Genomic DNA, 26,906 nt, shown 5'->3' with positions numbered 1-26,906 from the left:
TCCTAGCTGATGTTCGCCGGCGGGTTCATGACGCCCCTGTCGACCTGCGCGGGCAGCGGCCCGGCCGAGAAGGTGTTGAGCAGTTCGAGCTCGCCATCGATGACGTTGGACAACCTCCGAACGCCCTCGCGGATGAAGTCCGGTGTCGGGTAGCAGAACGACAGGCGCATGTGATTGCGGCCGTTGCCGTCCGCGTAGAAGCCGGTACCGGGCGTGTAGGCCACGAGTTCCTTGACCGCCCGGGGCAGCATCGCCTGTGAATCGAGCTTCTCGTCCATGGTCAGCCAGACGAAGAAGCCACCGTTCGGAACGGTCCAGCTGGTGCCGGGCAGGTAGTCGGAGAGCGCCTGCAGCATGGCATCCCGACGCTCCCGGTAGTAGCCGCGGAAAGTGTCGATCTGACCCTTCCAGTCCGCCTGGTTCAGGTACTCGGTGATCACCAGCTGCGAGAACGCACTCGGGGACAGGATCGCCGACTCATTGGCGAGGATCAGCTTCTCGCGGATGCCGTGCGGGGCGAGCGCCCAGCCGACGCGGAAGCCCGGGGCGAAGGTCTTGGAGAACGAGCCCAGGTAGACAATGCCGTCCTCTTCCACCGACCGCATCGCGTGCGGCGCGGGCTGGTCGAAGTAGAGCAGGCCGTACGGGTTGTCCTCGATGATCAGCACGTTGTTCGCCTTGGCGATCTCAATGATCTCGAGGCGGCGCTGCCAGCTCAGGGTGACGCCGGTGGGGTTCTGGAAGTTGGGAATCAAGTACAGAAGCTTGATCGACTTGCCAGCGGCGCGGAGGCGCACGATCGCCTCACTGAGCGCGGCGGGGATCATCCCCTCGTCATCCATCGGGACGTGGTTGATCTCAGCCTGGTAGGAGCGGAAAACACCGATCGCGCCGACGTAGCTGGGCGCCTCGGCCAGCACTACATCGCCCGGGTTCAGGAACAGCCGGCTGACCAGGTCGAGCGCCTGCTGGGAGCCCGTGGTGACGACCACGTCGTCCACACTGCCCCGGATGCCCTCGGTCGCCATCACCTTGAGAATGTGCTCGCGCAGCTCGGGTGTGCCCTGGCCGGAGCCGTACTGCAGGGCGACCGGGCCGTGATCACGCATCACCCGCTCAAGGGCGCCATTGACGAGCTCCTTCGGCAGAGCGGACACGAACGGCATGCCACCGGCGAGCGAGACGACCTCGGGCCGGGAGGCGACGGCGAACAGGGCTCGAACGGCGGAGGCGGAGAGTCCGGCGGTGCGGTCGGCATAGCTGTCGTACCACGGATCGAGATTGGTGCCCTGAGGGCTACCCGGTGTCGTCATGCACAATTCCAGTTCGCTGAAGGTGGCTTCCACAATACGCCCCGAGAATCACGAAGCCCGCCGACGCTGGGTCGGCGGGCTTCGTGTGCGGAGAGCTGGTCAGCCGATGAACTCGGCCAAATCGGCCTCCAGAGCGTGCTTCGGCTTCGCTCCGATGACGGTCTTGACGACCTCTCCCCCGCGGTAGACCTTCATCGCCGGGATCGAGGTGATCTGGTACTTCATCGCGGTCGCCGGGTTCTCATCGACGTTGAGCTTGACGATCTTGATCTTGTCGGCGTGCTCGGCGGCGATCTGGTCGAGGATCGGCGAGACCATGCGGCACGGACCACACCACTCGGCCCAGAAGTCAACCAGGATCGGGGTTTCAGAGTTCAGGACTTCGGCCTCGAACGTGGCGTCGGTGACTGCGGTTGCGGCGGACATGTAACTCCTTCTGTAGTGCTCTGCTCAGGCGTGGACGGCAGCGACTTCGTCGGAAAGCGCGGCCAGGTAGTGCTCGGCATCGAGTGCGGCGACGGTTCCTGATGCCGCGGCGGTGACTGCCTGCCGGTAGGTCGGGTCGACCACGTCCCCTGCCGCGAAGACACCGGGCAGATTGGTGCGCGATGAGCGACCCTCGACAGCGATGGTGCCGGCGTCGGTGAGGTCGAGCTGGCCGTGCACCAAGTGGGTGCGCGGGTCGGCGCCGATCGCGATGAACAGGCCGGCCAGGTTCAGCGTGGTCTCGCTGCCATCAATGGTGTCGATCAGGCCGACGCCGTTGACCAGGCCGTCGCCGTAGATGTGCTTGACCTCTTTGTTCCAGAGGAACTCGATCTTGGGGTTCGCGAAGGCGCGGTCCTGCATGGTCTTCGACGCGCGAAGACTGTCCTTGCGGTGGATCACGTAGACCTTGTCGGCGAACTTGGTAAGGAAGGTTGCCTCCTCCATCGCCGAGTCTCCGCCGCCCACGACCGCGATGGTCTTCTGCTTGAAGAAGAAGCCGTCGCAGGTGGCGCACCACGAGACGCCCATACCGCTGAACTGGTCCTCTTCGGGCAGGCCGAGCTTGCGGTAGGCGGATCCGGTGGCATAGATCACCGAGTGCGCTTCGAAGGTCTCCCCGCTGCCGACGGTGACTCGCTTCACGTCGCCGCTCAGTTCCACGGCGACGACGTCATCCAGCAGCACCTCGGCGCCGAATCGTTCCGCCTGCTCCTGGAACTTGGTCATCAAGTCGGGTCCGAGAATGCCCTCGGGGAATCCCGGGTAGTTCTCGACATCCGTTGTCTTCATCAGTTCGCCGCCAGGCTCAACAGAACTGGCGATGACGAGGGGTTCGAGGTTCGCGCGGGCCGCATAGATTGCTGCGGTGTAACCGGCTGGGCCGGATCCGATGATGATGACGTTGCGCACAGAGCACCTTTCGTGGGTCTTGCCGGTACAACACATGCTAACCGGCGACTATTCCATGAGTCAGCGCAGGCGGCGGAGCACCGGCGCCAGGAAGTCCTTGGCGTGAGGATTGCGGAACAGCAGCAGGATGCCGCCGTAGATGACGGCCATAACCGCGCCCGCGGCCGCGATGGTGACAAAGGCAGGCAGCACACCGCTCATCGCGAAGCCGGACGGACTGAAACCTCCCAGCAGGGTTACCACGCCGACGCCGGCCGCGGCAGCCGGGATCATCGCGGCGAAGAACAGCAGGTGATCCCGCAGCAGCTGCCAGACCGGCATGCCGGGGATGCGGCGGCCGAGCAGCAGCCCGATGAGGATTACCTGCACCGTGCCGGAGACGGTCACCACCGCGGCAATGCCGATGGCGAGCTGATCGAGCGGCAGCAGTTCCTGCACCAGCACGAAGCCGATCACGTTGAGTACGGACTGGACGAGCGTGCACCAGAACGGCGTGCGGGTGTCTTCGAGCGAGTAGAACACACGTTGCAGCACGAACAGAATGCTGAATGGCAGCAGGCCGACCAGGTAGGCGGTGAGCACTCCCGCGATCGACTGTGCCTCCGCGAAGTTGTGCGCGAAGATCCGGCCGAACGGGGCCGCGATCGCCATCAAGCCGATCGAGGAGAACACCAACAGCAGCCCGGTGGTGCGCAGTGTTGCCGCGACATCCGTGCGCAACGATCCGAGGTCGGCGTCCCGGGCGTGCTTGTTCATGCGGGTGAAGTAGGCGGTGGCGATGGAGACGGTGATGATCCCGTGCGGCAGCATGAAGATCAGCCAGGCGTAGCGCAGTACCGCCACGGATGCCGCGTCATTATCCGCGGCGGCGAGCGAGGCGACGTTGGTCTGCACGATCCCGGCTACCTGCGTGGCCACGATCATGCCGAAGATCCAGGCCGCCGACTTGCCGGTCCGGCGGAGTCCCACCCCCCGCCAGTGAAAGTCGGGCCGGAAGCGCAGGCCGGCCCGGCGCCAGAAGGCGAACAGGATCAGGGCCTGCGCGGCGATGCCAAGGGTTGCACTGCCGGCGAGGAGGGCAATCCGGTCAGGCGTCCAGGTTGCGGCGTCCTCATGCAACTGCTGGCCGGCGCCGTACAGCAGCGCGAACGCGACGATGCCGCCGATGGCGACGACATTGTTCAGCGCGGGCGCCCAGGTGAACGGGCCGAACACGCTGCGAGCGTTCAGCACCTCGCCGAGCAGGCTGTACAGCGCATAGAAGAAGACTTGCGGCAGGCACCAATAGGCGAACGCGGTGGCCAGGGCGAACTGCTCTTGGCTGATGCCGCCGGTGTCGCCGGTGGCCGACTGCGAGTAGAGCTGCACCAGCAGTGGCGCGCACAGCGTTGCCACGATCGCGGCGATCGCGAAGATCACGATGCCGAGGGTCAGCAGCTTGTTGATGTAGGCCTCGCCGCCGTCAGCGTTCAGCCCGGCGCGCACGATTTGGGGCACCAGCACCGCGCTCAGCACACCTCCGGCGATGATGGCGTAGATGCTGTTCGGTAAGCCGTTCGCGATCGCGAACATGTTCGCGCCAGAACCGAATGAGCCGATTGTCGCCGCGAGCAGGAAGGCGCTGACGAAGCCGAGCACACGCGACACCATCGAGCCGGAGGCCAGCAGCGCGCTCGCGCGTCGGACGCCGGAGGGCTCGTCCACGTCAGACATCGGCTACCCCCGGGGTCGTGGTGGCGGCGACATCCGCTTCCTGGCGCTGCTTACGGCGCTTGAGGATGTTGCGCGTGATGCCGATCCCGAACACCAGCACCAGCAGCACCGCCACGGCGATCGTGCCCGCGGTTTCCCAGCCAGCCTGAACGTTGACCGGCACGAGCAGCGGATCGCCGATCGTCACCCCGGTCGGGCTGGTCAGCGACACCCGCACCGGAACGTCGCCGTTCGACACCGACTGCACCGGAACAGCGACGTCACGTTGCGATTCGGGCTCAAGGGTGACGTCGATCACCGGGTCTTCGATCGCGAGACCAGCGGTCATCGCGCGCGTCGTCAGGCGAACGGTGACCGGCTGAGGCAGGTCGTTCCGCACCGAGATCTGCAGATTGGACCGGTCCGCGAGCAACAGGATCTGGCCGCCTTCGGCGACCGCGACCGACCCGAGCAGGTCCTCGCTGGTCTCGAGGAACACCCCGGCGGGAGCCTTCAGGTCATCCGCGGTCGCCCCCCAGGAGAGCGACAGTGCGGTGAGCAGGTCCAGCCGACGTTCCGCGGTGATCAACGAAGGGTCGGCGGCGGCGGTCGCAAACCCGGCGTCGGCGGACTCCGCCTGCAGCATCGACGAGGCCATCATCACCCGCTCGGCGGACTGGGGCATCTCAACCAGGGTCGCTGCCGTCGCCTCGGTCGCCAGCATGGTCGACAGCGCGGTGCCCTGCACCCACGGCAAAGTGCCGAGGGTCGCCAGTGTCTCGGTGAGGCGCTGCGCGACCCCGCCGACCTCCCGGTCGAGCGCCCCGAGGACGCTGGTGGTACCGGATGTCGCGGCCGACGCCAGCACCGCCGAGAGCCGGTTCATCTCTTGTTGCCACTCGAGGGTCGACGACGCCTGCACGGCATTGTCGAGGATGGCGGACATCCGCTGCTGCACGACCAGCACGTCGGCGCCACCGGCAGTCACATGGGAGCGACCGTCTTCACCCTCGAGGTTGCCTGAGGACAGCAGCAGCGTCTGATAGCCCGCTGCCGCAAGAGGAGGGAGATCGGCAGTGGTCACCGAGTCGGTGCCAGGCCACGCGATCGCACCGATCGACCCGGGCAGCGCCATGAGCTGTTCGGTGGTCGGCAGCGTCTGCTCCGGAACCGGGGCGGGTGTGCCCGGCGTCGTCGGCGCGGGGGTCGGGGTCTGGAAGCGCGACGGATTGAGGGCGAAATCGAAGCTTTCCACGCCGACCGGCGCGCCGGCGCCTGCCTGCAGCGGCAGAGTCAGGTCGGAGTCCGCGTAACCGAGGGTGAACTTGTCATTGGGGGCGGTCTCCAGCCGGGACAGCCACTCGAGCGCGCTCGGCGGGGCGTCACTCCCGAGCACGCGAATCGAGGCAAGGATCATCGGATCCACCGCTAGGGCGGCGGGACTGCCGATCGCGGCATTCAGCTCCCGCGACAGCAAACCGACTGGGCCGGTTGCGGCTGCGAGTGTCGCAGCATCGATCATGGCGTCTGGATGCTGGGGGATGACCAAGGGAACGATGATCCCGACGCCCACAGCGGGGCTGACCGGTTCGGGGTGCCAGACGATCGCATTGCGCTCCTCGGCCACCGTCTCGCCGGCGACATTGAGGCGCACCGCGAGCGCGTAGGCCTCGGTGGTCGGCGCGGTGATCGGAATCGACGCGGCCGGCACCGTGACTACCAATTGCGTGCTGGATCGAGGCGACAGCCCGCTGGCGTCCACCCGCGCAAGTTCCCGACCGGCATCCTCGTCACTGTCCGGCTCGGCCTGGAACCACTCGGCGAGTTCGTTGGGCGAGTCGGCTGGCGTGTTCGCCAGGTGCACGGAGGCGGACGCGTCGTTCAGGGTGGTGGAGCCGCCATTGCCGATGGTGACCACCACCCGCAGATCGGTCGCCGGGCGCAGGATGCCTTGAGATTCAACCGCGACCGCGAGGTCTATCGGGACGTCGGGCAGTGGCGCTGACGCCGCTGGAAAAGAGGTGGCGCCGATCCCGGCCAGGCCGAGAACCAGCGCCAATACTGCGCGCAGTGGCTTCATGGGCACAGGCCGACCCCGTGAATCCGCTCGGCCAACATGCCACCGAGTCTAGACTCTAGGGATATGGTGAGCGTCGCTTCAGCGGTCCAGCGACTGCACGAACTAGCAGATACGGCGTCGATTGCTCGGCTCGCCTCCAGTTTCGAGACCGCGGGGCACGAACTCGCGCTCGTCGGCGGACCCGTGCGGGACGCCTTCCTTGAGCGCCCGCTGAACGACCTCGACTTCGCCACCAGCGCGACACCTGACGAAATCGTGCGGATCGTCGCTCCCATCGCCGACACGCACTGGGACATCGGCCGAGCGTTCGGCACAATCGGTGCACGAATCAACGGCCAGACCGTGGAGATCACCACGTACCGCACGGATGCCTACGACGGGCAGACCCGCAAGCCAGTCGTCGAGTTCGGGCAATCCCTCGAGGAGGATCTGGTCCGCCGTGACTTCACCGTGAACTCGATGGCGCTGCGGCTGCCCGAGCGCGTGCTGGTGGATCCCTCCGGTGGCATCGATGACCTGCTGGCTCAGTTATTGCGTACCCCTGCCGCCGCCGAGGTCTCGTTCGGCGACGACCCGCTACGCATGATGCGTGCCGCGCGGTTCAGCTCACAGCTCGGCTTCGTCGTCGAGGAGGCGACGCTGGCGGCAATGTCCGAATTGGCGCCGCGCATCGAGATGATCAGCGCCGAACGGGTTAGCGATGAGCTGTCGAAGCTGCTGCTCACGGATGCGCCGGGCCGAGGCATCCGCCTGCTCGTCGAAACCGGCTTGGCCGGTTACGTGCTTCCTGAGATTCCGGCGCTGAAGCTCGAGATCGACGAGCATGCGCACCACAAGGATGTCTATGAGCACAGCCTGACCGTGCTCGACCAGGCGATCGACCTGGAGAAGTCCCGCGGCCACTCCCCCGATCTGGTGCTGCGCCTGGCGGCGCTGCTGCACGATATCGGCAAGCCGGCGACGCGGAAGATTGAGGCAGGCGGCGCAGTCAGCTTCTACCACCACGATGTCGTCGGCTCGAAGCTGGCGGCGAAGCGGTTGCGGGCGCTCCGCTTCGATAACGACACCATCAGCTCGGTCGCGCGGCTGATCGAGCTGCATCTGCGGTTCTTCGGGTACACCGACGGTGTGTGGACCGACTCAGCGGTACGGCGGTATGTGCGTGACGCCGGTGACCAGCTGGAGCGCCTGCACATCATCACCCGTGCGGATGTGACCACCCGCAACCGCCGCCGGGCCGATCGGCTGGCGTTCGCTTACGAGGATCTCGAGAAGCGGATCGTCGAGCTCTCGAAAGCCGAGGAGATGGCGGCAATCCGCCCCGACCTCGATGGTGAGCAGATCATGGCGATCCTCGGGCTGAAGCCTGGGCGCGAGGTCGGTGAGGCCTACCGGTTCCTGATGGAGGTGCGCCTGGACGAGGGCTCCATCGGCGCCGAAGCGGCCGAGCAGCGCCTGCGGGCCTGGTGGGCGGTGCGCGGAACTGAGTAACCCGCTTGGCCGATTCCGTTTACGGTTCCGGGTCCGTTTCACGTGAAACTGCCGTGAGGTGCCCAAAAGTCCTAGTGATCGGGCCCGCACACTAGGTTTCTTGGGCACCTCACCGAGTGGGTTCGGCTAGTGCGTGGCCGAAGCCTCCACGATGAACCGCTCCAGCAGGGCGCGGGCCTCATGGTCGGGGTGCTGCACCGGCGGCGACTTCATGAAGTAGGCGGATGCCGATTCCACCGGTCCGCCGAGGCCGGCATCCAGGGCGAGTTTCGCCGCCCGGATGGCATCGATGACGACACCGGCCGAGTTGGGAGAGTCCCAGACCTCGAGCTTGTACTCCAGCGAGGTCGGGGCGTTGCCGAATCCGTGGCCCTCGATCCGGACGTAGGCGAATTTGCGATCCTCGAGCCACGGCACGTGATCGCTCGGCCCGATGTGAATGTCTCCGGCCGGCAGTGTGACATCGATGTTGCTGGTCACCGACTGGGTCTTCGAGACCTTCTTCGACTCCAGTCGCGAACGTTCCAGCATGTTCTGGAAGTCCATGTTGCCGCCCACGTTGAGCTGGTAGGTGCGATCGAGCACCAGTCCGCGCTGCTCGAACAGTCGCGCGAGCACCCGGTGGGTGATGGTGGCACCGAACTGGCTCTTGATGTCGTCGCCGACGATCGGCACACCCGCGTCGGTGAACTTCTGCGCCCAGACCGGGTCGCTCGCGATGAACACGGGCAGCGCGTTTACGAAGGCAACGCCAGCGTCGATCGCCGCCTGCGCGTAGTGCTTGGCGGCCTGCTCCGAGCCGACCGGCAGGTAGCAGACCAGCACATCGGCGCCGGACGCGCGGAGCGCCGCGGCGACGTCGACGGTCGCGGCATCCGACTCCTCGATCGCCGCCCGGTAGTACTCGCCGAGGCCATCCAAGGTGGGGCCGCGCTGCACGGTGACGCCGGTGGCGGGCACGTCGGCGAACTTCAGGGTGTTGTTCTGGCTGGCCCAGATCGCGTCGGCCAGGTCGGAGCCCACTTTCGCGGCGTCCACGTCGAAGGCGGCGACGAACTCGATATCCCGCACGCTGTACGGGCCGAAGCGCGTGTGCATGAGGCCGGGGATGACGTCATCGTCTGCGGCATCCGCATAGAAGGTGATGCCCTGAACGAGCGATGATGCGCAGTTTCCGACGCCGGCGATTGCAACCCGAAGGGTCATGAACGAGGTGCTCCTTGATACAGGGGGGATGTCTGACTACACTAAGCAGGTTGTCTGCGGCCGAATTGTCGCCCGACAACGATGCACAACCCTCCTGCTGCAGACCGTCTGCAGCCGTTCAAGTCCAAAGGAGGTGGGTTAGTGACGCATCAGTACGAACTCATGGTGATCCTCGATCCGGAAATCGATGAGCGCACCGTGGCTCCCAGCCTAGACAAGTTCCTTGGTGTCATCCGGGCCGATGGGGGAACCATCGACAACGTTGACATCTGGGGTCGCCGCAAGCTCGCGTACGAGATCAACAAGAAGAGCGAAGGCATTTACGCCGTCGTTCAGTTGACCGCCGAGCCCACGTCGGTGAACGAGCTGGACCGCCAGCTCAAGCTCTCCGAAGCCGTCATGCGCACCAAGGTGCTGCGGGCCGAAGAAGCTATCGCCCAGGTCGCCGCCGCTACGAAGCGCGCCGACGAGAAGGCCGCCCGCAAGGCTGCTGCCCCCGCGAAGGCTACCGAGGCCGCACCCGCGAAGGTCGCTGAGGCTGCTCCCGCTAAGGCTGCCGCTGCACCTGCGAAGGTCGCCGAGGCTTCTGCCGCGAAGGCTGCCGACGCCGAGCCGACCAAGGCTGCCGAGTAGGCCATGGCCGGCGAAACCGTCATCACGGTCGTGGGCAACCTCACCGCTGACCCCGAACTGCGGTACACGCAGGGCGGGCTCGCAGTCGCGAACTTCACGATTGCGTCGACGCCGCGCACCTTCGACCGCCAGGCAAACGACTGGAAGGACGGCGAAGCCCTCTTCCTGCGTGCCAGTGTCTGGCGCGAGTTCGCCGAGCACGTCGCCGGGAGCCTGACGAAGGGCAGCCGGGTCATTGCGACCGGTCGCCTGAAGCAGCGTTCCTACGAGACGAAGGAAGGCGAGAAGCGCACCTCGATCGAGCTGGAGGTCGACGAGATCGGCCCCTCGCTGCGGTACGCCACCGCTCAGGTCACTCGCACGTCGGGTGGCGGCGGAGGCCGTTCGCAGGCTCAGGTCGCTGACGAGCCGTGGGCGCCTTCCGCTCCGGCCGCGTCGGGTGGGGACGTGTGGAACACGCCCGGCAGCTTTAACGACGAAACCCCGTTCTAAAGAATTTCAGGAAAGAAGAAACCATGGCTGGAAAGAGCAGCGGCGACCGCCGCAAGCCACTCCGCGGGGCCAAGGGCGGCAAGAACGCCGCTCCCGCGAAGTCGATCCGCGTGGGCGTCATCGATTACAAGGATGTCGCCACTCTGCGCAAGTTCATCTCCGAGCGGGGAAAGATCCGCGCTCGTCGTATCACCGGTGTCTCCGTGCAGGAGCAGCGCCTCATCGCCCGCGCCGTTAAGAACGCGCGCGAGATGGCGCTTCTGCCCTACGCCGGCTCCGGCAGATAGGGACGAGAGACATGTCGAAATTGATTCTCACGCACGAGGTCTCCGGCCTCGGTTCGGCGGGAGACGTCGTAGACGTCAAGAACGGGTTCGCCCGTAACTACCTCATCCCTCAGGGCTTCGCTGTCGCGTGGACCCGTGGTGGCGAGAAGCAGGTTGACTCGATCAAGGCTGCCCGCGCTGCGCGCGAGCTCGCCACGATCGAGGAGGCCAAGGACCTCAAGGCCAAGCTCGAGGCGAACAAGGTCAAGCTGGCCGTCAAGGCCGGCGCCGAAGGTCGCCTGTTCGGTTCGGTGAAGCCCGCGGATGTCGCGGCCGCCGTCCTGGAGTCGGGCATCGGTTCGCTCGACAAGCGCAAGATCGAGATCTCGACTCCGATCAAGTCGGTGGGCGAGCACGAGGCAACCGTGCGCCTGCGCGAGGACCTCGTGGCCACGATCACCCTTCAGGTGGTTGCCGCCAAGAAGTAGGGATCGATTCCCTGGCGATAGCGGCGAGCTTTGCTCGCCGCTATCGCTATTTAAGGCCCGCTGTCAAGCGTTTTGTGCACAGGCCTCTCAAAAATCCCCAACCCTCAACGTGGAATCTAAACATGTTTCTACACACATGATGTGAATAACAAAAATGCAGGTCAGACTGTGTTTCGAGTGATAAGTCGTCAGGGTTTCCACAGAACCATCCACAAGTACTACACACGCTTCCCGGCGTTTCGCGCAGTTTGTCCACAGAGTTATCCACAGGCACGCTTGGAGGGTTGGTCTGTGAGTTCTTAGGGTGATGCGCAACCCGATGACGCTGCCTGCCTTCCCGTTGGCCGCGCGTCTAGCCGGGCGGTGTCGGTGGCGTCCGGTAGACCCGGGGTAGCTACAGCAACAGAGGAAGAAGCAGCCATATGTCGATCGCCCACCTGGGTCTCGCTAGTGATCAGCAGCGCGGTACTGACGGGCGTGAGCAATACCGCGGCGATCGGACTCCCCCGCACGACCTGCTCGCCGAGCAGAGCGCGATCGGCGGCATGCTGCTCAGCAAGGACGCGGTAGCCGACGTCATCGAAACCGTGCGCGCCGTCGACTTCTACGTGCCCAAGCACGAGTTGATCTTCGACGCGATCATGACGCTGTACTCGCACGGCGAGCCCACCGATGTGATCGCGGTCACCGACGAACTCACCAAGTCCGGTCTGCTCAGCCGAGCCGGGGGTGCCGAGTACCTGCACACGCTCACCAGCCTCGTGCCGACGGCCGCGAACGCCGGCTTCTACGCCTCGATCGTCGCCGAGAAGGCCGTGCTGCGCCGCCTGGTCGAGGCGGGCACCCGCATCGTGCAGATGGGCTACGCCAGCGAGGGCGAGGTCACCGACCTGGTCAACAACGCGCAGGCCGAGATCTACAACGTCGCGGGCGGGGTCGAGACCGAGGACTACGTTCCGCTGACCGAGGCCGTCACCGTGGCCATCGACGAGATCGAGGCGGCGCAGGGTCGCGACGGCTCGCTGACCGGCGTGCCGACAGGGTTCTCCGGCCTCGACAACCTGACCAACGGGTTCCACCCGGGGCAGATGATCATCGTCGCCGCCAGGCCCGCGCTCGGAAAGTCGACCCTCGCGCTCGACTTCGCCCGTTCCGCGGCGATCAAGCACGACATGCCAGCCATCTTCTTCTCGCTCGAGATGGGCCGCAGCGAGATCGCGATGCGCCTGCTGTCGGCCGAGGCCGCGGTGCCGCTGCAGGCCATGCGTAAGGGAACCGTCGAGGCCCGCGACTGGACCACCATCGCCTCGACCCGCGGGCGCATCAACGACGCCCCGCTCTACATCGACGACAGCCCGAACATGACCCTGGTCGAGATTCGCGCGAAGGCTCGACGCCTGAAGCAGAAAGTCGGGCTGAAGATGGTCGTCATCGACTACCTGCAGCTGATGACATCCGGAAAGCGCGTCGAATCGCGCCAGCAAGAGGTCAGTGAGTTCTCGCGGGCGCTCAAGCTGATGGCCAAAGAGCTGCAGGTGCCGGTGATCGCGCTCTCGCAGCTGAACCGTGGACCCGAGCAGCGTGCCGACAAGAAGCCGCAGATCGCCGACCTGCGTGAATCCGGCTCGATCGAGCAGGATGCCGACATGGTGATCCTGCTGCACCGTGAGAGTGCCTACGAGAAGGACAATCCGCGCGCCGGCGAGGCCGACCTGATCGTGGCCAAGCACCGTAACGGTCCGACCGACACCATCACCGTGGCGTTCCAGGGCCACTTCTCGCGCTTCGCGGACATGCCCAACGTCTAGCGGCGCAGCGTGGCGGCCCAGTCTTTCGCCAGGGTCGACCAGTGGGCGCGGTCCACGGGGCCGTGCGCCCAGCGGCCGCGGCTAAACTGGCAGGACGCCCATGAGAGAGGTCACGTCGGTGTCAGTACAGCAGCAGAGCGGTGTCCGCCGCGCAGCGTACTGGCCGATCCCACTCGCCCGGGCCATCGTGCTGATCGCCACCGCGCTCGTCATCACCTTCTCGCAGGATCACTCCCCAACGCTCGGTCTGACCGTGTTCGGTGGCTTCGCGATCGTCACCGCCCTGATCTTCGCGATCGCGGCCATCCTCATCCACCGCAATGCCGAGCGGGTGATCGTGCTACTGCAGGCGCTGGTCAGCGTCGTTGCGGGCGGACTTGCCCTCGCAATCAACGGTGGCGGGCTGCCGTTCTTCCTGTACCTGGTCAGCGTGTGGGCAGCGATCACCGGGTTCCTCGAGCTCTTCCTCGGTCTGCGTGCGCGCCGGACGCCACCCAGCCGGGACTGGATTTTCGTCGGCGCGCTCACCGTTCTGTTCGCGGTCGTCGTGCTCATCCTTCCGCCCGATCTCAATGACGAGTTCACCGGATCCAACGGTGTCAGCGGGGTTCTTACCGCCGCAGTCATCGCGGTCGGTGCCCTCGGTGCGTATGCCGCCATCGCCGGTGTCTATCTCGCCATCGGCGCCCTGTCGATGAAGTGGGCTGGACCCGAACCGGCCGCCGTCACCGAGCACAAAGGACACACAGCATGACCGAACCATCCCGCAAGGACCGCCTGCGCCCCGCCGAGCTGCTCGGCTTCTGTGGCGTGCTCGCGGTCTTCACCGGCGTGGTGGTGCTGCTGTCCACCCGCGACATCGCCCTCGCCGCGATTGGCCTCGGCATCACCTTCATCGTCGCCGTCATGGTCGTCGCCATGCTGCTGCTGACCGGCAAGCCCAAGAAGGAAACGCCGGACGAGGACACCTCCGACCGGTAACCCCATCAGCGGGTTAGCCTGAGCCATGGCAGGCTCGCCCGCAGAGCGCAAGGTCATGCGCACCATCGCCGGGATCCTCGGCGCCCTTGTCATCGTGGCCGGCGGCATCTACGTTCCGCTGGCCCTCAGCCGTGACGTTCCGCTCGCGGTCGGCGTCACGAGCGGCATCCCGGAGTCCTCGACCACCGAGATTGCCCTCCCTGAAGCCGGCAGCAGTGCACTACGGCTAGGCGGTGTTCGACTCGCCGGTTCCGGTGAAGAATCAAGGCCGATCGCCGGTGCCGCCAAGATCGTCACGGCCCTCGTCGTGCTCGACGCGTTTCCACTTGAAGGCGTCGGAGCCGGTCCGTCCATCCCGATCACTCCGGCCCATGCCCTCCGTTATCGCGAGCTGCGGGAGAGCGGGGCGCGCACCGTCCGCGTTGCCGCGGGCGAGATCTGGCATGAGCGCGATGCGCTGCAAGCGATGCTGCTGGGCTCCAGCAACAACCATGCCGAGTTGCTCGCGGAATGGGCGTTCGGGTCCACCGACGCGTACATCACCGCGGCGACGACCTGGCTCGCCGCCCGCGACCTGAACGGCATCCGGGTGATGGATGCCTCGGGCTTGAGACCCGACAACGTGGGCGTCGCCGACGACATGGCCGCGCTCACCGAACTGGCGCTCGGCACCCCACTGATCGCCGACATCATGGCGGATTCTTCAGTGCGCAGCCGCACCGGCGAGCGCATCCAGAATGAGGCGTCCTACCTGCCCGAGCTTGGCGTGCGGGCGCTGTCGCGCAGTTACACCGACCCAAGCGGAATCTGCCTGCTGTTCGCCATCGATGTCGATCTCGGCGCGGAGACCGTGACCGTCTACGGCGCGGTGCTCGGGTCGCCGAGCTACCCGACGTTGGAGCGCGACATGACCGCCCTGGCCGCCGCCGCTGCGGAGAACGTCACCGAGGTGCCGGTGGTCGAGCAGGGCGACGTGCTCGCCACCTACGAGACGGCCTGGGGTCAGCGGTCGCACGCCGTCGCGGCCGAAACGGTCACCATCGTGGGCTGGCGCGGGGCCGCCATGCCCCGCGAGGTCACCACGCACCCGATCGGACCGACCCCCGCCGGCGTCAGGGTCGGTGAGGTCGTGTTCGACCTGCCATCCGGTGAGCGTTCAGTGCGGTTGGTGCTGTCCCGCGCCCTGCACGGCCCGGATCCGTTCTGGCTGCTCAGCCACCCGCTCGGGTAAACTCCGCCGCCGCGGTACCCGTTCCTCGCAGTGGCGCGGGGTACAGCCGAGTTACTCACCGAGGTGGTCGACGAGCTTCGACGCCAGGCCCACATAGGTAGCCGGGGTCAGCTCCCGTAGCCGGGCCTTCGCGTCGTCGCCGATGTCGAGCCGGTCGATGAATTCGACCAGGTCGTCCTGGCCGACCCGCTTGCCGCGCGTCAATTCCTTCAGCAGTGCGTACGGGTCCTCGATCGTGGAGCGCCCGGCGGTGACTTCGGCACGGATGACGGTCTGGATGGCCTCGCCGAGGATCTCCCAGTTGCTGTTGAGGTCGGCGTGGAGCCTCGCCGAGTCGACCGCGATCTCGCCCAGGCCACGCTGGATGTTGTCGAGCGCGAGCAGCGAGTGGCCGAGGGCCACGCCGATGTTGCGCTGCGTCGTGGAGTCGGTCAGGTCGCGCTGCAACCGGCTGGTCACCAGGGTCGCGGCCAGCGAGTCCAGCAGCGCGCTCGACAGCTCGAGGTTGGCTTCGGCGTTCTCGAACCGGATCGGATTGATCTTGTGCGGCATGGTCGACGAACCGGTGGCGCCGGCCTGCGGGATCTGGGTGAAGTAGCCCATCGAGATGTAGGTCCAGACATCCGTCGCCAGGTTGTGCAGCACCCGGTTGGCGTGGCTGACCCGCTGGTACAGCTCCGCCTGCCAGTCGTGCGACTCGATCTGGGTGGTCAGCGGGTTCCAGGTGAGCCCGAGCCCGGTGACGAATTCCCGCGACAGCGCCGGCCAGTCCTGCGTGGCGTCTGCCGCAACGTGAGCCGAGAAGGTTCCGGTGGCGCCGCTGAACTTGCCCAGGTACTCGGTGGCCTCGATCTGGGCGAGGATCCGCTCCAATCGGTAGACGACGACGGCGAACTCCTTGCCGACCGTGGTCGGGGTCGCCGGCTGGCCATGGGTGTGAGCGAGCATGGGCTCGTCGCGGTGGGCAAGCGCGCGCTCCCGCAGCGCCGCGATGACGGCGCGGAACTTCGGAAGCCACACGTCGCGGACGGCTGCGCCAATGGTGAGCGCATAGGAGAGGTTGTTCACGTCCTCGCTGGTGCAGGCGAAGTGGGTGAGCTCTGAGACCTGATCCAGGCCGAGCTCAGTCAGCTTGCTGCGCACCAGGTACTCGACCGCTTTGACGTCGTGCCGGGTGGTGGCTTCGAGTTCGGCAAGCCGGTCGATCTCGGGCTGACCGAAGTCAGTGACAACGGCCCGTAGCGCGGCCGCCTGCTCCGAGTCGAGCTTGCTGGAGCCGAACAGCTCGCGATCCGTCAGGAACAGCAACCACTCCACCTCGACGTGCACGCGCGCGCGGTTCAGGCCCGCCTCCGACAAGTGCTCACCGAGCTCTGTGACCGCCTGGCGGTACCGCCCGTCGAGTGGACTGATGGGCTGTGCGGGCATTGGGCTCATGGTGCTCCCTGTCGGATTCCTGGTTCGATCTGGCGGAACAGTGCCGCGCTGGCCTTCTCGATCACGCCGAGGACGGAGTCGAAGAGGGCGGCGTCGGAATAATACGGATCCGGCACGTCCATCGTGCCGGCCTGGTCTTTGTCGAAGCTGAGCAGCAGGTGCACCTTCGAACGGTCGGCCTCGGTGCGGGCCCAGGCGCGCAGGATGCGCTCCTGGCTGCGGTCGAATGCGACGACAAGGTCGAGACTATTGAACCAGTCCGGATCGAACTGCTTCGCCCGGTGCAGTGAACCGTCATAGCCACGTGCGCTCAGCGCGGTCAGCGTGCGCGCGTCAGACTGCTCGCCGACATGCCAGTCACCGGTGCCCGCTGACATCACCGAGACGGCGCCTTCGTAGCCGCGCTTGCGCATGAGGTCACGGAACACCGTCTCTGCCATCGGGGAGCGGCAAATGTTTCCGGTGCACACGAAACAAATCCGGAACAGCGCAGACTCGTCGAAGGCGCGTCCGAAGCTCATGGAATCATTCTCGCCTACCAAGCGGGTCCTCCACACGGGGGATTTCCTAACCGGTTCTCGCGGGGCGGGCGTCGCCTGCCACAGGCGGCGCAGAATCGCGAGGTGGATGCGCGGCTTGACGATCGACGGATGTTGCTCCGGCGGCTTGCGCGTGACCTGGAGTCCGCCGCGGCCAGCCTCCCCCCGCCGCCCGGCGATGACTGGCGCGGACCTGCAAAGGATGCCTACGTGCTGCTGCTCACCGAGGTCCGGTCACGCCTCTTCGAGGCTCGGGATGCGCTGGAACGCTCGGCATGAGCGACGAGCCGACCGTATGAGTGACGAGCTAACCGTTCAGGTCGGTTACCGGGTATCCACCGAGGAGCAGTCGCGGCATGAAGCAGCGATGGTCGGCTTGCAGCTCGAACTTCAATCCGCGTTGCGGCGGATGCGACTGATCGAAGGGCTCGGCAGCGACTGTCATGTCGACCAGGCGCGTTCCGCACTGCTCGCGGCGCTGGCGGGGACCCGCCTGGCCCAGGCGGCCTTGGCCTCCTCGGCCGCGAGCTACGCGGCGACCGAGGCGATCCTCGGCGCGCTGCTCAGTAAGGCGACCGCTGCCGTGGGCTACGCAGCCGGGTTTGTCGGCCCGGCTGCGCTGTTGCTCATCGGACCGCTGCTCGCGGCGTTCGGCCCGGTCATCCGGCCTCTCCTCGTGCCCGAGCGACGCCTGGACCCGGAATCAGGCGCGGCACGGGAACAGCTCCTCGCCGCACTGCTCAGCCACCCAATGACGGTTGAACTGGTCCGGGCAGTGGTGATGGGCTCCGACGACCTCGTCGGCGGTCTGCTCAAGGTGCCTCCGTCGGTCGTCACGACGCTTGGGGATCAGCGGCTTGGGCTCACTGGTCCGCACACGATCGCCGCGCTGATCGCCGGGTCGGCCGGATTCCTCAGGCTGGCCAGGGAGACCCCGGTCACCGTCGAGCGCACCGCGCGCACCGCGGTCTCCCCGCCCCAGGGCGCCCGGGAGCGATTGAGTCGCATTCCGCACGGCGGCGGAAGCCAGGTTCGGGTGGAGCGCTACCCACTTCCCGGCGGCGGCGCCCGCGCCGAGGTGTACATCGGTGGCATGGTCACCCCCGCGTTCACCGGCGACGAGCCGTGGGACATGACCAGCAGCCTGCACGCCGCAGCCTCGCTCGATCCGGCATCCTTGCGCGCGGTGGAGCTGGCGATGGCCGAGGCCGGTGTGCAGCCAGGCGATTCGATCGGCGTCACCGGATATTCGCAAGGTGCGCTGATCGGCGGGCTGCTCGCGTCCTCCGGGGAATACCGCGTCGACTTCCTGCTGGAGGCCGGCGGTCCGACTGGTCAGGTGCCGATTCCGGATGACGTCACCCACGTCCGGCTCGACCACACCGCCGACCTGGTCACCGCCCTCGGCGGCGACGTGCGCGGAGAGCACACCGTGCAGGTGCGTCGCGACGGCCTGCCGGAGACCTCCGACGAACTGCTGCCGGCACATGACCTCGCCTTTTACCGGGAGACGGCCGCGCTGGCCGACGCTTCGGTCGAGCCTCGTCTCGTCGCCGCCCTCGCCGCCGCCGATGGCCGGCTGGCCGCAGCCGCGAATGGGACCGCGACCAGCTGGCGGGCGACGCGAATCAGCGCCGCTTCGTGATCGGCAAGGACGAACCGAACTTCTCGCCGACGACGATCCCGGTTGCTGCCCGGCCGCGGTCGAGCATGGCCTTGCGGTTCAGCACCGCGACGACCACAGCGGCGGCAACGAACAGCCACATGTCCCACGGCTGCGCATCCGGCCAGATCGGGTGGTTCAACTGCGCGTGGAAGAGGAATGCCACGAGCAGGCTGCCGCGCGAGGCGTTGAACATCGCGGTCAGGATGACGCTGATCGCCACGATTCCGAAGAAGAACGGCCAGAAGTCCCACGCAGCCTGCTTCGTTCCGCTGAGCAGGAAAGACGGGGCGTGCCAGAACGCGATGATCACGCCGAGCACCACGCTCGACCCGAGCGGGGTGAGGCGCCGCTGCAGCAGCGGAAGCGCAACGCCGCGCCAGCCGAGTTCCTCGATGGGGCCGATCAGGAACATCGCCAGCAGGGCGGGCACCAAGGCGCTGAACGATTCAAAGGAGAACGGGTCGGTGATGGTTCCGGTGATCGCAGCGCCGGCATAGAACACCGCCGGGATACCGAGCACCAGAACCAGCCACCAGAGCAGCGACATCCGCCACAGGGCGATTCGAGCGAAGAACCGACCCAGGCCCTTCAGCCCGTAATGGCGCAGCACCATCACCACGCCGACGATTCCGGGCGCGTAGACCATGAAGATGAAGACCGGGTTGGTGTAACCCATCGGTCCGAAGATGGAATCCACCTGCTCCCGGAACGCGACGTAGAGGCCGCCCGCGCCCCAGGAGACCACGAAGGTCAAGATGAAGAAGGTGATCAGCGACCGGGAGGTCATTCCGCCGGTCCTCGGCTCAGTGGTCGTGCTCGTACGCCTGGGATCTCCGGCGGTCATGGTGCCCTCTCTGATTGGTCGGATGCCGGCGGCCTCAGGCCGCCGGATCCACCGTTTCAGAGAACGGTGACGCGCCGATATCGGGGTCTACCCTGATCCCACCCTGATCTGAGGATTGCTTAGAGGATCAGGTTGTTCGTCACTGACCGTGGTCAGCGCCGCTTCGTCAGCGGACGCAGGACCAGGTTGATCACCCAGCTGATCAGGCCGAGGACCAAGGCGCCGAGCACCCCCCACCAGAAGCTGTCGACGACGAGCCCGAAGCCGACGAGGCTGGAGAGCCACCCCACGAGCAGCAGCAGCAGCGCGTTGACGACCAATGCGATCAGCCCCAGAGTGAGGATGTACAGCGGGAAGGCGACGACGCGGATCGCGGTGCCGATGATGCCGTTCACGATGCCGAACACCAGCGCGACGAGGAGGTAGGTGAATACCGTCTCCATCTGTCCGCCTGGCGCGTAGGGCACCACGTGCACGCCGGCGACGATGAGCGTGGTCAGCCAAAGGGCCACGGCGTTCACGAGCACACTGAAAACGAACCTCATGTTCTCAACTATGCCGCCCGGGGAATGTATCCGCAATTAGGGTTGACGAGTGACTAGAGTTCGCCTGCGCCCGGAGATTGAGACCTTGCCGCCTTACCGGCAAGGCAAGCCGGCCGACGCCGACAGCTTCAAGCTGTCCTCGAACGAGAATCCGTTCGATCCGCTGCCAGCGGTCCTCGATGCCATCAACACCGCGCACATCAACCGTTATCCCGACGCGCTCGCGTCCCGGCTGCGGGCACGGCTGGCCGAACGGCATGGCCTCACGGTGGACCAGGTGCACATCGGGGCCGGGTCGGTGTCGATCCTGGCCCAGCTGATCACCGCCGCTGCCACCGCCGGTGACGAGGTCGTCTACTCCTGGCGCAGCTTCGAGGCGTACCCGCTGCTTGTCACGGTCGCGGGCGCCACCAGTGTCCAGGTGCCGAACACCGCCGAGCACGGCCACGATCTTGATGCCATGGCGGCCGCGGTCACCGACCGCACCCGGGTGGTCATCGTCTGCAACCCGAACAACCCCACCGGCACGGCCGTGAGCGAGGCAGATTTCCGTGCCTTCATGGCGAAGGTGCCGGCATCCGTGCTGGTGCTCCTCGACGAGGCGTACATCGAGTTCGCCGCAGACGAGAGTGTGCGAAGCGGCATCCCGCTGCTCGCCGACTACTCCAACCTGGTCGTGCTGCGCACCTTCTCCAAGGCCTACGGTCTGGCCGGCCTGCGGGTCGGCTACGCGGTGGGGCCCGAGTACGTGATGGACGCCGCCCGGTCGACCGCGATCCCGCTGTCGGTGATCGGCCCGGCCGAGGATGCCGCGCTGGTCTCGCTCGACCACGAGCCCGAGCTGCTGGAGCGTGTCGGCCGCATCGGCCGGCTGCGCGACAGCGTGCGCCAGGCCCTCGTCGACCAGGGCTGGGACGTGCCGGTTTCACACGCCAACTTCGTCTGGCTGCCGACCGGTGAGCGAACCGCGTCGGTTGCCGAGGTGCTGCTGCGGCACGGCATCATCGCCCGCGCCTTCGCGCCCGACGGCATCCGGATCACCGTCGGGGAGCCCGCCTCGATCGACCATCTTCTGACCGCCACCTCCGAAGCCCGCTGAGCTTCCGGCCAAACCGGCCGGTTTAGATTGGATGCCATGTCCTACACCGCAGCGACGGTCCAGCTGCTCTCCCCGGAGGGCGCCCTCGTCGAAAGCGATGCGACCGCCGAGTATCTGCCTTATCTGCAGCGACTGGACGACGCACAATTGCGTGACTTCCACCGGGAAATGGTTGTCATTCGACGCTTCGACCAGGAGGCGGCGAACCTGCAGCGGCAGGGTCAGCTGGCCCTGTGGGTCCCGAGCCACGGCCAGGAGGCCGCCCAGGTCGGGTCGGCTTTCGCGGCCAAGCCGCAGGACCACCTGTTCCCCTCCTACCGCGAGCACGTGGTCGGCAAGATCCGCGGCGTCGACCCGATGCGGATCATCGAGATGCTGCGCGGACTCAGCCACGGCGGCTGGGACCCGGCCGAGCACGGCAACTTCCACCTCTACACGCTCGTCATCGGCTCGCAGGCATTGCATGCCACCGGCTACGCGATGGGGATCGGCCTCGACGGCGCCGCCGGGACAGGGAACCCGGAGCAGGATGCCGCGGTGCTCGTCTACTTCGGTGACGGCGCCACCTCGCAGGGCGACGTCAGTGAGGCGTTCGTTTTCGCTGCCAGTTACCAGACCCCGCAGGTGTTCTTCATGCAGAACAACCATTGGGCCATCTCGGTGCCGGTGACCGTGCAGTCGCGAACCCCGCTCTACCTGCGACCGGCCGGTTTCGGCATCCCGAGCGTGCAGATCGACGGCAACGACGTGCTCGCCAGCTACGCGGTCTCGGCGAAGATGCTCGACGAGGCGCGCGCCGGGCACGGACCCCGCTTCATCGAGGCGCTCACGTACCGGATCGGCGCCCACACGACATCGGATGATCCGACCAAGTACCGCACCGCCGAGGAACTGCAGCGCTGGATCGAGCGCGACCCGATCGACCGCTTCGAGACCTACCTTCGCGGCCGCGGGGAGTCTGACGCATTCTTCACCGAGCTGCGTGAGGAAGCGGAGGACTTCGCTGCCGACGCCCGCCGTCGCACCCTCGAACTCGGCGTCCCGGACAAGGAAACGATGTTCGCGAACGTCTACAGCGAGCCCCATGCGGGCATCGACGCGCAGCGCGACTGGCTCGACGCCTATGAGGGCCAGTTCGAAGGCGGTGCCGCGTGAGCATTACGAAGCTGACCATGTCCAAGGCGATCAACCTGGGCCTGCGCGAGGCACTCGCCGCCGACGAGAAGGTGCTGCTGATGGGCGAGGACATCGCCACCCTCGGCGGCGTGTTCCGGGTGACCGAGGGACTGAAGGCCGAGTTCGGTGCGAAGCGCGTGATCGACACCCCGCTCGCAGAGTCCGGCATCGTCGGCACGGCGATCGGACTGGCGATGCGTGGCTACCGCCCGATCTGTGAGATCCAGTTCGACGGGTTCATCTTCCCGGGGTTTGACCAGATCACCTCGCAGCTGGCCAAGCTGACCGCGCGGCACGGTGGCACGCAGGCCTTCCCGATCGTCATCAGGGTGCCCTACGGCGGCCACGTCGGCGCGGTCGAGCACCACCAGGAGAGCCCGGAGGCGTACTTCGCGCACACTCCCGGCCTGCGCGTGGTGAGCCCGGCCACCCCGAACGAGGCGTACTGGATGATCCAGGACGCCGCCGCGTCGAACGATCCGATCCTGTTCTTCGAGCCGAAGAGCCGGTACTGGCAGAAGGGCGACGTCGACACGGATGCTCGCCAGGCTCCACTGCACGCCAGCCAGGTTGTGCGCGAGGGCACTGACGTGACTGTTATCGGCCACGGTGCCATGGTGTCGATGCTGCTCAGCGCGGCCGACATCGCCGCGGACGAGGGCATCAGCCTCGAGGTCGTCGACCTGCGCTCGCTCTCGCCGATCGACTACGAGCCGATCCTCGAGTCGGTGCGCAAGACCGGTCGACTCGTGGTCGCCCAGGAGGCGCCGGGCAACGTCAGCGTCGGCTCCGAGATCGCCGCGACCGTCGCCGAGAAGGCGTTCTACTCACTTGAAGCGCCGGTGTTGCGCGTGTCGGGATTCGACGTGCCGTTCCCGCCCGCGAAACTCGAGTCGCTCTACCTGCCCGACGCCGACCGCATTCTCGAAGCCGTCGACCGCGCGCTCGCCTACTAGGGAAGAGATCTACATGACAACGTCGAATTTCCCGCTGCCCGACGTCGGCGAAGGCCTCACCGAAGCCGAGATCGTCGCCTGGAAAGTCGCCCCGGGCGACACCGTGACGATCAACCAGGTCTTGGTTGAGATCGAAACCGCCAAGTCACTGGTCGAGCTGCCGTCACCATTCGCCGGCACCGTCAGCGAACTGCTCGTCGCCGAGGGCGACACGGTCGAGGTGGGCACGCCGATCATCACCGTCAGCTCGGGGGATGCCGCAGCCGCAGCGCCGGCCGCTCCCGCCGCTTCGGCTGACGCGACCGCCGCCGCTCCTGTTCCGGCCGCGCCGGCCGCGTCCGCCGCGCAGCCTGCCGCCGCGCAGTCTCCCGCCGTGGAGTCCGTCGAGCCGGATGTCATCGACACCGCCGCCACGGTCACGCCCGCGGAACCGTCGGCGGCTCCGGCTCCGGCAAACCTCGTCGGCTACGGCGCCAGCGGTGGACACGCCACCTCCCGCAGGCGTCGGGCTGCCGCCCAGCCGGTCCGACCATCGTCGGTGCCCGCGGCATCCGCCTCGGCCATCATCGCGAAGCCGCCGATCCGCAAGCTCGCCAAGGACCTCGACGTCGACCTGGCGACGGTCACGGCGACCGGTCTGGTCGGCGAGATCACCCGCGACGATGTGATCCGCCAGGCGCAGCAGGCCAGTGTGTTCCGGAATATTCAGACTCCGGAGTGGCCGGAGGACCGCGAGGAGCGGATCCCGGTGAAGGGTGTGCGCAAGGCCATCGCCACCGGCATGGTGAAAAGCGCGTTCACGGCGCCGCATGTCGGCGTGTTCGTCGACGTTGATGCCACCCGCACCATGGAGTTCGTCAAGAGGCTGAAGAACTCCCCCGACTTCGCCGGCATCAAGGTGTCGCCGCTGCTGATCATGGCCAAGGCGATGATCTGGGCGGTGCGCCGCAACCCGACCGTGAACTCGACGTGGACCGATGAGGCGATCATCGTGCACCACTACGTGAACTTCGGATTCGCCGCCGCCACCCCGCGTGGACTGGTCGTGCCGAACATCAAGGACGCCCAGAACCTGTCACTGCGTGAACTGGCGCAGGCGATCGAGCAGATGACGCTCGTCGCCCGCGACGGCAAGCTGCAGCCCTCGGACATGCAGAACGGCACCATCACGGTGACCAACATCGGCGTCTTCGGCATGGACACCGGCACCCCGATCCTGAACCCGGGCGAGGTCGCCATCGTCGCGATGGGCACGATCAAGCAGAAGCCCTGGGTGGTCGACGGTGAGGTGCGCCCGCGCTACGTCACCACGATCGGCGGGTCGTTCGACCACCGCGTGGTCGACGGTGACGTCGTCAGCCGGTTCATCGCCGATGTCGCCTCGGTGATGGAAGAGCCCGCGCTGCTGCTCGACTGATGGCGCGTTCGGATGACTAGCCAGCTGCTCCCCGGCAGCAGTCTCGCGGCCGACTGCGCCAATTGCGCTGCGCTGTGCTGCGTCGCACTGGCGTTCGCCCGCTCGGCGGACTTCGGCCACGACAAGCCAGCGGGTGATCCGTGCGGGAACCTGGCCGACGACTTCCGCTGCCAGATGCACCCTGAACTGCGTGATCGCGGCTACAAGGGCTGCACCGTGTTCGACTGTTTCGGCGCCGGACAGCGGGTCACCCAGGTCACCTTCGGCGGCGTGAGCTGGCGGGATGACCCGGCCTCCCGGCCGGTGATGTTCGCGGTGTTCCCGATCGTGCGGCAGTTGCATGAGCTGCTCTGGTACCTGCGTGAGGCGCTGGAACTGCCCTCCACCCGGTTGCTGCACGGTGAGCTCACCGATGCGTTCGAACGCACCGAACGGATCACCCTGCTCGGTGCCGAGGAGATCCAGCAGACGGATGTCGCCGCCCATCGTGCCGGCATTGCCGACCTGCTCGGCCGGGCGAGTGACCGCGCACGCGCCGGAATCCGACCGATCGGCCGGGTGCCGAAACGCGTCGCGCCAGGCGGCGACCTGCTCGGCGCGAAGCTGGCCGGGGTCGACCTGTCCGGACGGAGTCTGCGCGGCGCCTACCTGATCGCCGCGGACCTTGCCGGGGCGCGCCTGCGGATGACCGACCTGATCGGTGCCGACCTGCGCGATGCGAACCTGTCCGGCGCCGACCTGTCCGAGGCGCTGTTTCTGACCCAGGCGCAGGTGAACTCCGCACGAGGTGACACCCGCACCCAGTTGCCCCCGCGACTCACGCGCCCCTCCCACTGGACCGCAGAGTAGGGCTCTTCGGCGCGCGCGTCCCCCGTCGGTCATAACCGCGCGGGGTCTCTCACGCCATGCGGCGCTACGTAGCACCGCATGGCGTGAGAAACACCGCATTGTTCGCCGTGACTGCTCGCGGCGGGTGGATGATCGCGCGCAGTCAGCGGCAGCAGCCCGGTTGTTTTGACAATGATTATCAATAGCGTTTAGTGTCAACGGGTGAAGAAACCCGTGTTGTCCGTGCTCGGCCTGGCCGCGGCATCCATCGCCGTCCTCGCCGGATGCTCCAGCGTCAACGCCAGCACGAACACGAACGCGACTGGCGCGAACGGCGCCGGAATCAAAGTCGTCGCGACGACGACCCAGGTCGCCGACCTCACCCGCGCGGTAGCCGGAGACACGGCCTCGGTGACACAGTTGCTGAAACCCAACACCAGCGCGCACAGCTTCGATCCCACGCCCGCCGACCTGCTCGCCCTTGCCGAGGCCGACGTGCTGGTGCTGAACGGTGTCGACCTGGAGGAATGGATCGGCGGAGCCGTGCAGGCCTCCGGCTTCGACGGGGTCGCCATCGACAGCAGCCGCGACATCGAACTGCTCGGCACGGACGCTGAAGCCGAGCAAGCAGCGCACGCCGAGGAAGAGTCCGACGAGGAGGCGCACGTCGACGAAGATGCGCACGCCGGCGAGAGCGCCGACGAGCACGCCGACCACGACCATGACCACGCACATGTCGGCGGCGACCCGCACATCTGGACCAGCATCCGGAACGCCGAACTGATGGTGCAGGAGATCGCCGACGGCCTCATCGAGGCTGACCCGGGCAACGCCTCCGACTATCAGGCGAACGCCGACGAGTACGCCGCGAAGCTCGCTGAACTCGACGCCTGGGCGACGACCCAGATCGAGAAGGTGCCGGCCGAGCAGCGGCTGCTGGTCTCCAATCACGACTCACTCGGCTACTTCGTGCGGGATTACGGCATCACCTACGTCGGCTCGGTCGTGCCGAGTTTCGACGACAACGCCGAGCTCTCGGCATCCGACATCGACTCCCTCGTCGCCGCCATCAAGGCCACCGGCACTACCGCCGTGTACGCCGAGGCGTCGCTGTCACCGAAGAGCGCCGAGGCGATCGCCCGCGACGCCGGGGTGCAGGTGTTCACCGGCACCGACGCCCTGTACGTCGATTCGCTCGGCCCGGCCGACTCCGAGGCGGCCACCTACCTGGGTGCGCAGGCGCACAACATCCGCCAATTACTCAACGGCTGGGGCATGACTGCCGACCCGCTGCCGACCGCATTGACTGAGTAGGACCCA

General features: G+C 66.8%; 26 protein-coding genes and 1 pseudogene. 17 read left to right on the top strand and 10 right to left on the bottom strand.

What is annotated here, in order from left to right; genetic code table 11:
* Positions 1–2: 2 nt before the first annotated feature.
* The 5 genes from GO591_RS15675 to GO591_RS15655 form a co-directional block, all read right to left on the bottom strand.
* A complete protein-coding gene (locus GO591_RS15675) occupies positions 3–1,313 on the bottom strand; it encodes an aminotransferase-like domain-containing protein (protein WP_157157680.1) in 1,311 nt (436 codons plus the stop codon).
* Between the two features lie 99 nt (positions 1,314–1,412).
* Positions 1,413–1,739 carry a thioredoxin gene (gene trxA / locus GO591_RS15670; RefSeq protein WP_157157679.1) on the bottom strand — a complete coding sequence of 109 codons (327 nt, stop codon included), beginning with the start codon at positions 1,737–1,739 and terminating at the stop codon, positions 1,413–1,415.
* A 24-nt stretch (positions 1,740–1,763) separates the two neighbouring features.
* Entirely contained in the window at positions 1,764–2,711 is a 948-nt protein-coding gene (gene trxB, locus GO591_RS15665) for a thioredoxin-disulfide reductase (RefSeq protein WP_157157678.1), read from the bottom strand.
* A gap of 60 nt (positions 2,712–2,771) precedes the next feature.
* Positions 2,772–4,424, bottom strand: coding sequence for a murein biosynthesis integral membrane protein MurJ (gene murJ, locus GO591_RS15660; RefSeq protein ID WP_157157677.1), 1,653 nt, complete (start codon positions 4,422–4,424; stop codon positions 2,772–2,774).
* A complete protein-coding gene (locus tag GO591_RS15655) occupies positions 4,417–6,483 on the bottom strand; it encodes a DUF6049 family protein (RefSeq protein WP_157157676.1) in 2,067 nt (688 codons plus the stop codon). Before GO591_RS15655 ends, murJ begins: the two co-directional genes overlap by 8 nt.
* Positions 6,484–6,546: 63 nt before the next feature.
* On the opposite strand from GO591_RS15655, the gene GO591_RS15650 reads away from it, so the two are divergent.
* Positions 6,547–7,974 (top strand): CCA tRNA nucleotidyltransferase, encoded by a 1,428-nt coding sequence (locus GO591_RS15650; RefSeq protein ID WP_157157675.1) that lies wholly within the window; start codon positions 6,547–6,549, stop codon positions 7,972–7,974.
* A gap of 126 nt (positions 7,975–8,100) precedes the next feature.
* On the opposite strand, the gene GO591_RS15645 is transcribed toward GO591_RS15650, so the two are convergent.
* Complete coding sequence (locus GO591_RS15645) at positions 8,101–9,180, bottom strand: inositol-3-phosphate synthase (RefSeq protein ID WP_157157674.1); 1,080 nt, start codon at positions 9,178–9,180, stop codon at positions 8,101–8,103.
* A gap of 162 nt (positions 9,181–9,342) precedes the next feature.
* Between GO591_RS15645 and rpsF the strand changes: the two are divergent.
* From rpsF to GO591_RS15605, 8 genes and pseudogenes are all read left to right on the top strand, one after another.
* Positions 9,343–9,687 (top strand): annotated as a pseudogene (gene rpsF / locus GO591_RS15640) (30S ribosomal protein S6); the annotation flags it as partial.
* A 129-nt stretch (positions 9,688–9,816) separates the two neighbouring features.
* Positions 9,817–10,305, top strand: a complete 489-nt coding sequence (locus GO591_RS15635; RefSeq protein ID WP_157157672.1) for a single-stranded DNA-binding protein — start codon at positions 9,817–9,819, stop codon at positions 10,303–10,305.
* Positions 10,306–10,328: 23 nt separating this feature from the next.
* Positions 10,329–10,592: a 30S ribosomal protein S18 gene (rpsR, locus tag GO591_RS15630; protein ID WP_012039648.1), complete on the top strand. Its 264-nt coding sequence runs from the start codon at positions 10,329–10,331 to the stop codon at positions 10,590–10,592.
* Positions 10,593–10,603: 11 nt separating this feature from the next.
* On the top strand, positions 10,604–11,059 hold the full coding sequence (gene rplI, locus GO591_RS15625; protein WP_157157671.1) for a 50S ribosomal protein L9: 456 nt from the start codon (positions 10,604–10,606) through the stop codon (positions 11,057–11,059).
* Positions 11,060–11,481: 422 nt separating this feature from the next.
* On the top strand, positions 11,482–12,867 hold the full coding sequence (gene dnaB / locus GO591_RS15620) for a replicative DNA helicase (protein ID WP_157157670.1): 1,386 nt from the start codon (positions 11,482–11,484) through the stop codon (positions 12,865–12,867).
* A gap of 100 nt (positions 12,868–12,967) precedes the next feature.
* Positions 12,968–13,621: an HdeD family acid-resistance protein gene (locus GO591_RS15615; protein WP_157157669.1), complete on the top strand. Its 654-nt coding sequence runs from the start codon at positions 12,968–12,970 to the stop codon at positions 13,619–13,621.
* On the top strand, positions 13,618–13,848 hold the full coding sequence (locus GO591_RS15610) for a hypothetical protein (RefSeq protein ID WP_157157668.1): 231 nt from the start codon (positions 13,618–13,620) through the stop codon (positions 13,846–13,848). Before GO591_RS15615 ends, GO591_RS15610 begins: the two co-directional genes overlap by 4 nt.
* A 25-nt stretch (positions 13,849–13,873) precedes the next feature.
* On the top strand, positions 13,874–15,079 hold the full coding sequence (locus GO591_RS15605; protein WP_157157667.1) for a D-alanyl-D-alanine carboxypeptidase family protein: 1,206 nt from the start codon (positions 13,874–13,876) through the stop codon (positions 15,077–15,079).
* Between the two features lie 51 nt (positions 15,080–15,130).
* Here the strand turns inward: GO591_RS15605 and purB are convergent, their stop codons facing one another.
* A complete protein-coding gene (purB, locus tag GO591_RS15600) occupies positions 15,131–16,516 on the bottom strand; it encodes an adenylosuccinate lyase (RefSeq protein ID WP_157157666.1) in 1,386 nt (461 codons plus the stop codon).
* Positions 16,513–17,037, bottom strand: a complete 525-nt coding sequence (locus tag GO591_RS15595; protein ID WP_157157665.1) for a low molecular weight protein-tyrosine-phosphatase — start codon at positions 17,035–17,037, stop codon at positions 16,513–16,515. The genes purB and GO591_RS15595 overlap by 4 nt, the downstream gene beginning before the upstream one ends.
* A gap of 129 nt (positions 17,038–17,166) precedes the next feature.
* On the opposite strand from GO591_RS15595, the gene GO591_RS15590 reads away from it, so the two are divergent.
* Together GO591_RS15590 and GO591_RS15585 are read left to right on the top strand one after the other, a co-directional pair.
* Positions 17,167–17,334 (top strand): hypothetical protein, encoded by a 168-nt coding sequence (locus tag GO591_RS15590; RefSeq protein ID WP_157157664.1) that lies wholly within the window; start codon positions 17,167–17,169, stop codon positions 17,332–17,334.
* Positions 17,335–17,350: 16 nt separating this feature from the next.
* On the top strand, positions 17,351–18,700 hold the full coding sequence (locus GO591_RS15585) for a hypothetical protein (RefSeq protein ID WP_157157663.1): 1,350 nt from the start codon (positions 17,351–17,353) through the stop codon (positions 18,698–18,700).
* Here the strand turns inward: GO591_RS15585 and GO591_RS15580 are convergent.
* Positions 18,684–19,508: a CPBP family intramembrane glutamic endopeptidase gene (locus GO591_RS15580; RefSeq protein WP_157157662.1), complete on the bottom strand. Its 825-nt coding sequence runs from the start codon at positions 19,506–19,508 to the stop codon at positions 18,684–18,686. The genes GO591_RS15585 and GO591_RS15580 overlap by 17 nt on opposite strands.
* Positions 19,509–19,717: 209 nt before the next feature.
* Positions 19,718–20,110 carry a phage holin family protein gene (locus GO591_RS15575; RefSeq protein WP_157157661.1) on the bottom strand — a complete coding sequence of 131 codons (393 nt, stop codon included), beginning with the start codon at positions 20,108–20,110 and terminating at the stop codon, positions 19,718–19,720.
* A 49-nt stretch (positions 20,111–20,159) separates the two neighbouring features.
* On the opposite strand from GO591_RS15575, the gene GO591_RS15570 reads away from it, so the two are divergent.
* The 6 genes from GO591_RS15570 to GO591_RS15545 all read left to right on the top strand — a co-directional run bounded on the left by GO591_RS15570 (position 20,160) and on the right by GO591_RS15545 (position 26,900).
* Positions 20,160–21,209, top strand: a complete 1,050-nt coding sequence (locus GO591_RS15570) for a histidinol-phosphate transaminase (protein ID WP_157157660.1) — start codon at positions 20,160–20,162, stop codon at positions 21,207–21,209.
* A gap of 36 nt (positions 21,210–21,245) precedes the next feature.
* On the top strand, positions 21,246–22,364 hold the full coding sequence (locus GO591_RS15565) for a thiamine pyrophosphate-dependent dehydrogenase E1 component subunit alpha (protein ID WP_157157659.1): 1,119 nt from the start codon (positions 21,246–21,248) through the stop codon (positions 22,362–22,364).
* Between the two features lie 17 nt (positions 22,365–22,381).
* Positions 22,382–23,341 carry an alpha-ketoacid dehydrogenase subunit beta gene (locus GO591_RS15560; protein ID WP_157157976.1) on the top strand — a complete coding sequence of 320 codons (960 nt, stop codon included), beginning with the start codon at positions 22,382–22,384 and terminating at the stop codon, positions 23,339–23,341.
* 13 nt (positions 23,342–23,354) lie between these two features.
* Positions 23,355–24,758: a dihydrolipoamide acetyltransferase family protein gene (locus GO591_RS15555; protein WP_157157658.1), complete on the top strand. Its 1,404-nt coding sequence runs from the start codon at positions 23,355–23,357 to the stop codon at positions 24,756–24,758.
* A gap of 12 nt (positions 24,759–24,770) precedes the next feature.
* The gene (locus GO591_RS15550; protein WP_157157657.1) at positions 24,771–25,607 is read left to right on the top strand and encodes a pentapeptide repeat-containing protein; all 837 of its coding nucleotides are present in this window, start codon (positions 24,771–24,773) and stop codon (positions 25,605–25,607) included.
* A 201-nt stretch (positions 25,608–25,808) separates the two neighbouring features.
* Positions 25,809–26,900, top strand: a complete 1,092-nt coding sequence (locus tag GO591_RS15545; RefSeq protein WP_157157656.1) for a metal ABC transporter substrate-binding protein — start codon at positions 25,809–25,811, stop codon at positions 26,898–26,900.
* The last annotated feature ends 6 nt before the right edge of the window (positions 26,901–26,906 follow it).

It is taken from the genome of Diaminobutyricimonas sp. LJ205, assembly GCF_009755725.1.
Taxonomy (GTDB): Bacteria; Actinomycetota; Actinomycetes; order Actinomycetales; family Microbacteriaceae; genus Ruicaihuangia.
Note: the sequence above shows the minus strand (reverse complement) of the source record. Positions and strands in the feature narration are given on the sequence as shown.

What these genes read in the sequence shown, in the direction of transcription:
- GO591_RS15675 (WP_157157680.1), bottom strand. Translation starts at nt 1,313, where the DNA reads ATGACGACACCGGGTAGCCCTCAGGGCACCAATCTCGATCCGTGGTAC.
- trxA (WP_157157679.1), bottom strand. Translation starts at nt 1,739, where the DNA reads ATGTCCGCCGCAACCGCAGTCACCGACGCCACGTTCGAGGCCGAAGTC.
- murJ (WP_157157677.1), bottom strand. Translation starts at nt 4,424, where the DNA reads ATGTCTGACGTGGACGAGCCCTCCGGCGTCCGACGCGCGAGCGCGCTG.
- GO591_RS15655 (WP_157157676.1), bottom strand. Translation starts at nt 6,483, where the DNA reads ATGAAGCCACTGCGCGCAGTATTGGCGCTGGTTCTCGGCCTGGCCGGG.
- GO591_RS15650 (WP_157157675.1), top strand. Translation starts at nt 6,547, where the DNA reads ATGGTGAGCGTCGCTTCAGCGGTCCAGCGACTGCACGAACTAGCAGAT.
- GO591_RS15645 (WP_157157674.1), bottom strand. Translation starts at nt 9,180, where the DNA reads ATGACCCTTCGGGTTGCAATCGCCGGCGTCGGAAACTGCGCATCATCG.
- GO591_RS15635 (WP_157157672.1), top strand. Translation starts at nt 9,817, where the DNA reads ATGGCCGGCGAAACCGTCATCACGGTCGTGGGCAACCTCACCGCTGAC.
- rpsR (WP_012039648.1), top strand. Translation starts at nt 10,329, where the DNA reads ATGGCTGGAAAGAGCAGCGGCGACCGCCGCAAGCCACTCCGCGGGGCC.
- rplI (WP_157157671.1), top strand. Translation starts at nt 10,604, where the DNA reads ATGTCGAAATTGATTCTCACGCACGAGGTCTCCGGCCTCGGTTCGGCG.
- dnaB (WP_157157670.1), top strand. Translation starts at nt 11,482, where the DNA reads ATGTCGATCGCCCACCTGGGTCTCGCTAGTGATCAGCAGCGCGGTACT.
- GO591_RS15615 (WP_157157669.1), top strand. Translation starts at nt 12,968, where the DNA reads ATGAGAGAGGTCACGTCGGTGTCAGTACAGCAGCAGAGCGGTGTCCGC.
- GO591_RS15610 (WP_157157668.1), top strand. Translation starts at nt 13,618, where the DNA reads ATGACCGAACCATCCCGCAAGGACCGCCTGCGCCCCGCCGAGCTGCTC.
- GO591_RS15605 (WP_157157667.1), top strand. Translation starts at nt 13,874, where the DNA reads ATGGCAGGCTCGCCCGCAGAGCGCAAGGTCATGCGCACCATCGCCGGG.
- purB (WP_157157666.1), bottom strand. Translation starts at nt 16,516, where the DNA reads ATGAGCCCAATGCCCGCACAGCCCATCAGTCCACTCGACGGGCGGTAC.
- GO591_RS15595 (WP_157157665.1), bottom strand. Translation starts at nt 17,037, where the DNA reads ATGAGCTTCGGACGCGCCTTCGACGAGTCTGCGCTGTTCCGGATTTGT.
- GO591_RS15590 (WP_157157664.1), top strand. Translation starts at nt 17,167, where the DNA reads ATGTTGCTCCGGCGGCTTGCGCGTGACCTGGAGTCCGCCGCGGCCAGC.
- GO591_RS15585 (WP_157157663.1), top strand. Translation starts at nt 17,351, where the DNA reads ATGAGTGACGAGCTAACCGTTCAGGTCGGTTACCGGGTATCCACCGAG.
- GO591_RS15580 (WP_157157662.1), bottom strand. Translation starts at nt 19,508, where the DNA reads ATGACCTCCCGGTCGCTGATCACCTTCTTCATCTTGACCTTCGTGGTC.
- GO591_RS15575 (WP_157157661.1), bottom strand. Translation starts at nt 20,110, where the DNA reads ATGAGGTTCGTTTTCAGTGTGCTCGTGAACGCCGTGGCCCTTTGGCTG.
- GO591_RS15565 (WP_157157659.1), top strand. Translation starts at nt 21,246, where the DNA reads ATGTCCTACACCGCAGCGACGGTCCAGCTGCTCTCCCCGGAGGGCGCC.
- GO591_RS15560 (WP_157157976.1), top strand. Translation starts at nt 22,382, where the DNA reads ATGTCCAAGGCGATCAACCTGGGCCTGCGCGAGGCACTCGCCGCCGAC.
- GO591_RS15555 (WP_157157658.1), top strand. Translation starts at nt 23,355, where the DNA reads ATGACAACGTCGAATTTCCCGCTGCCCGACGTCGGCGAAGGCCTCACC.
- GO591_RS15550 (WP_157157657.1), top strand. Translation starts at nt 24,771, where the DNA reads ATGACTAGCCAGCTGCTCCCCGGCAGCAGTCTCGCGGCCGACTGCGCC.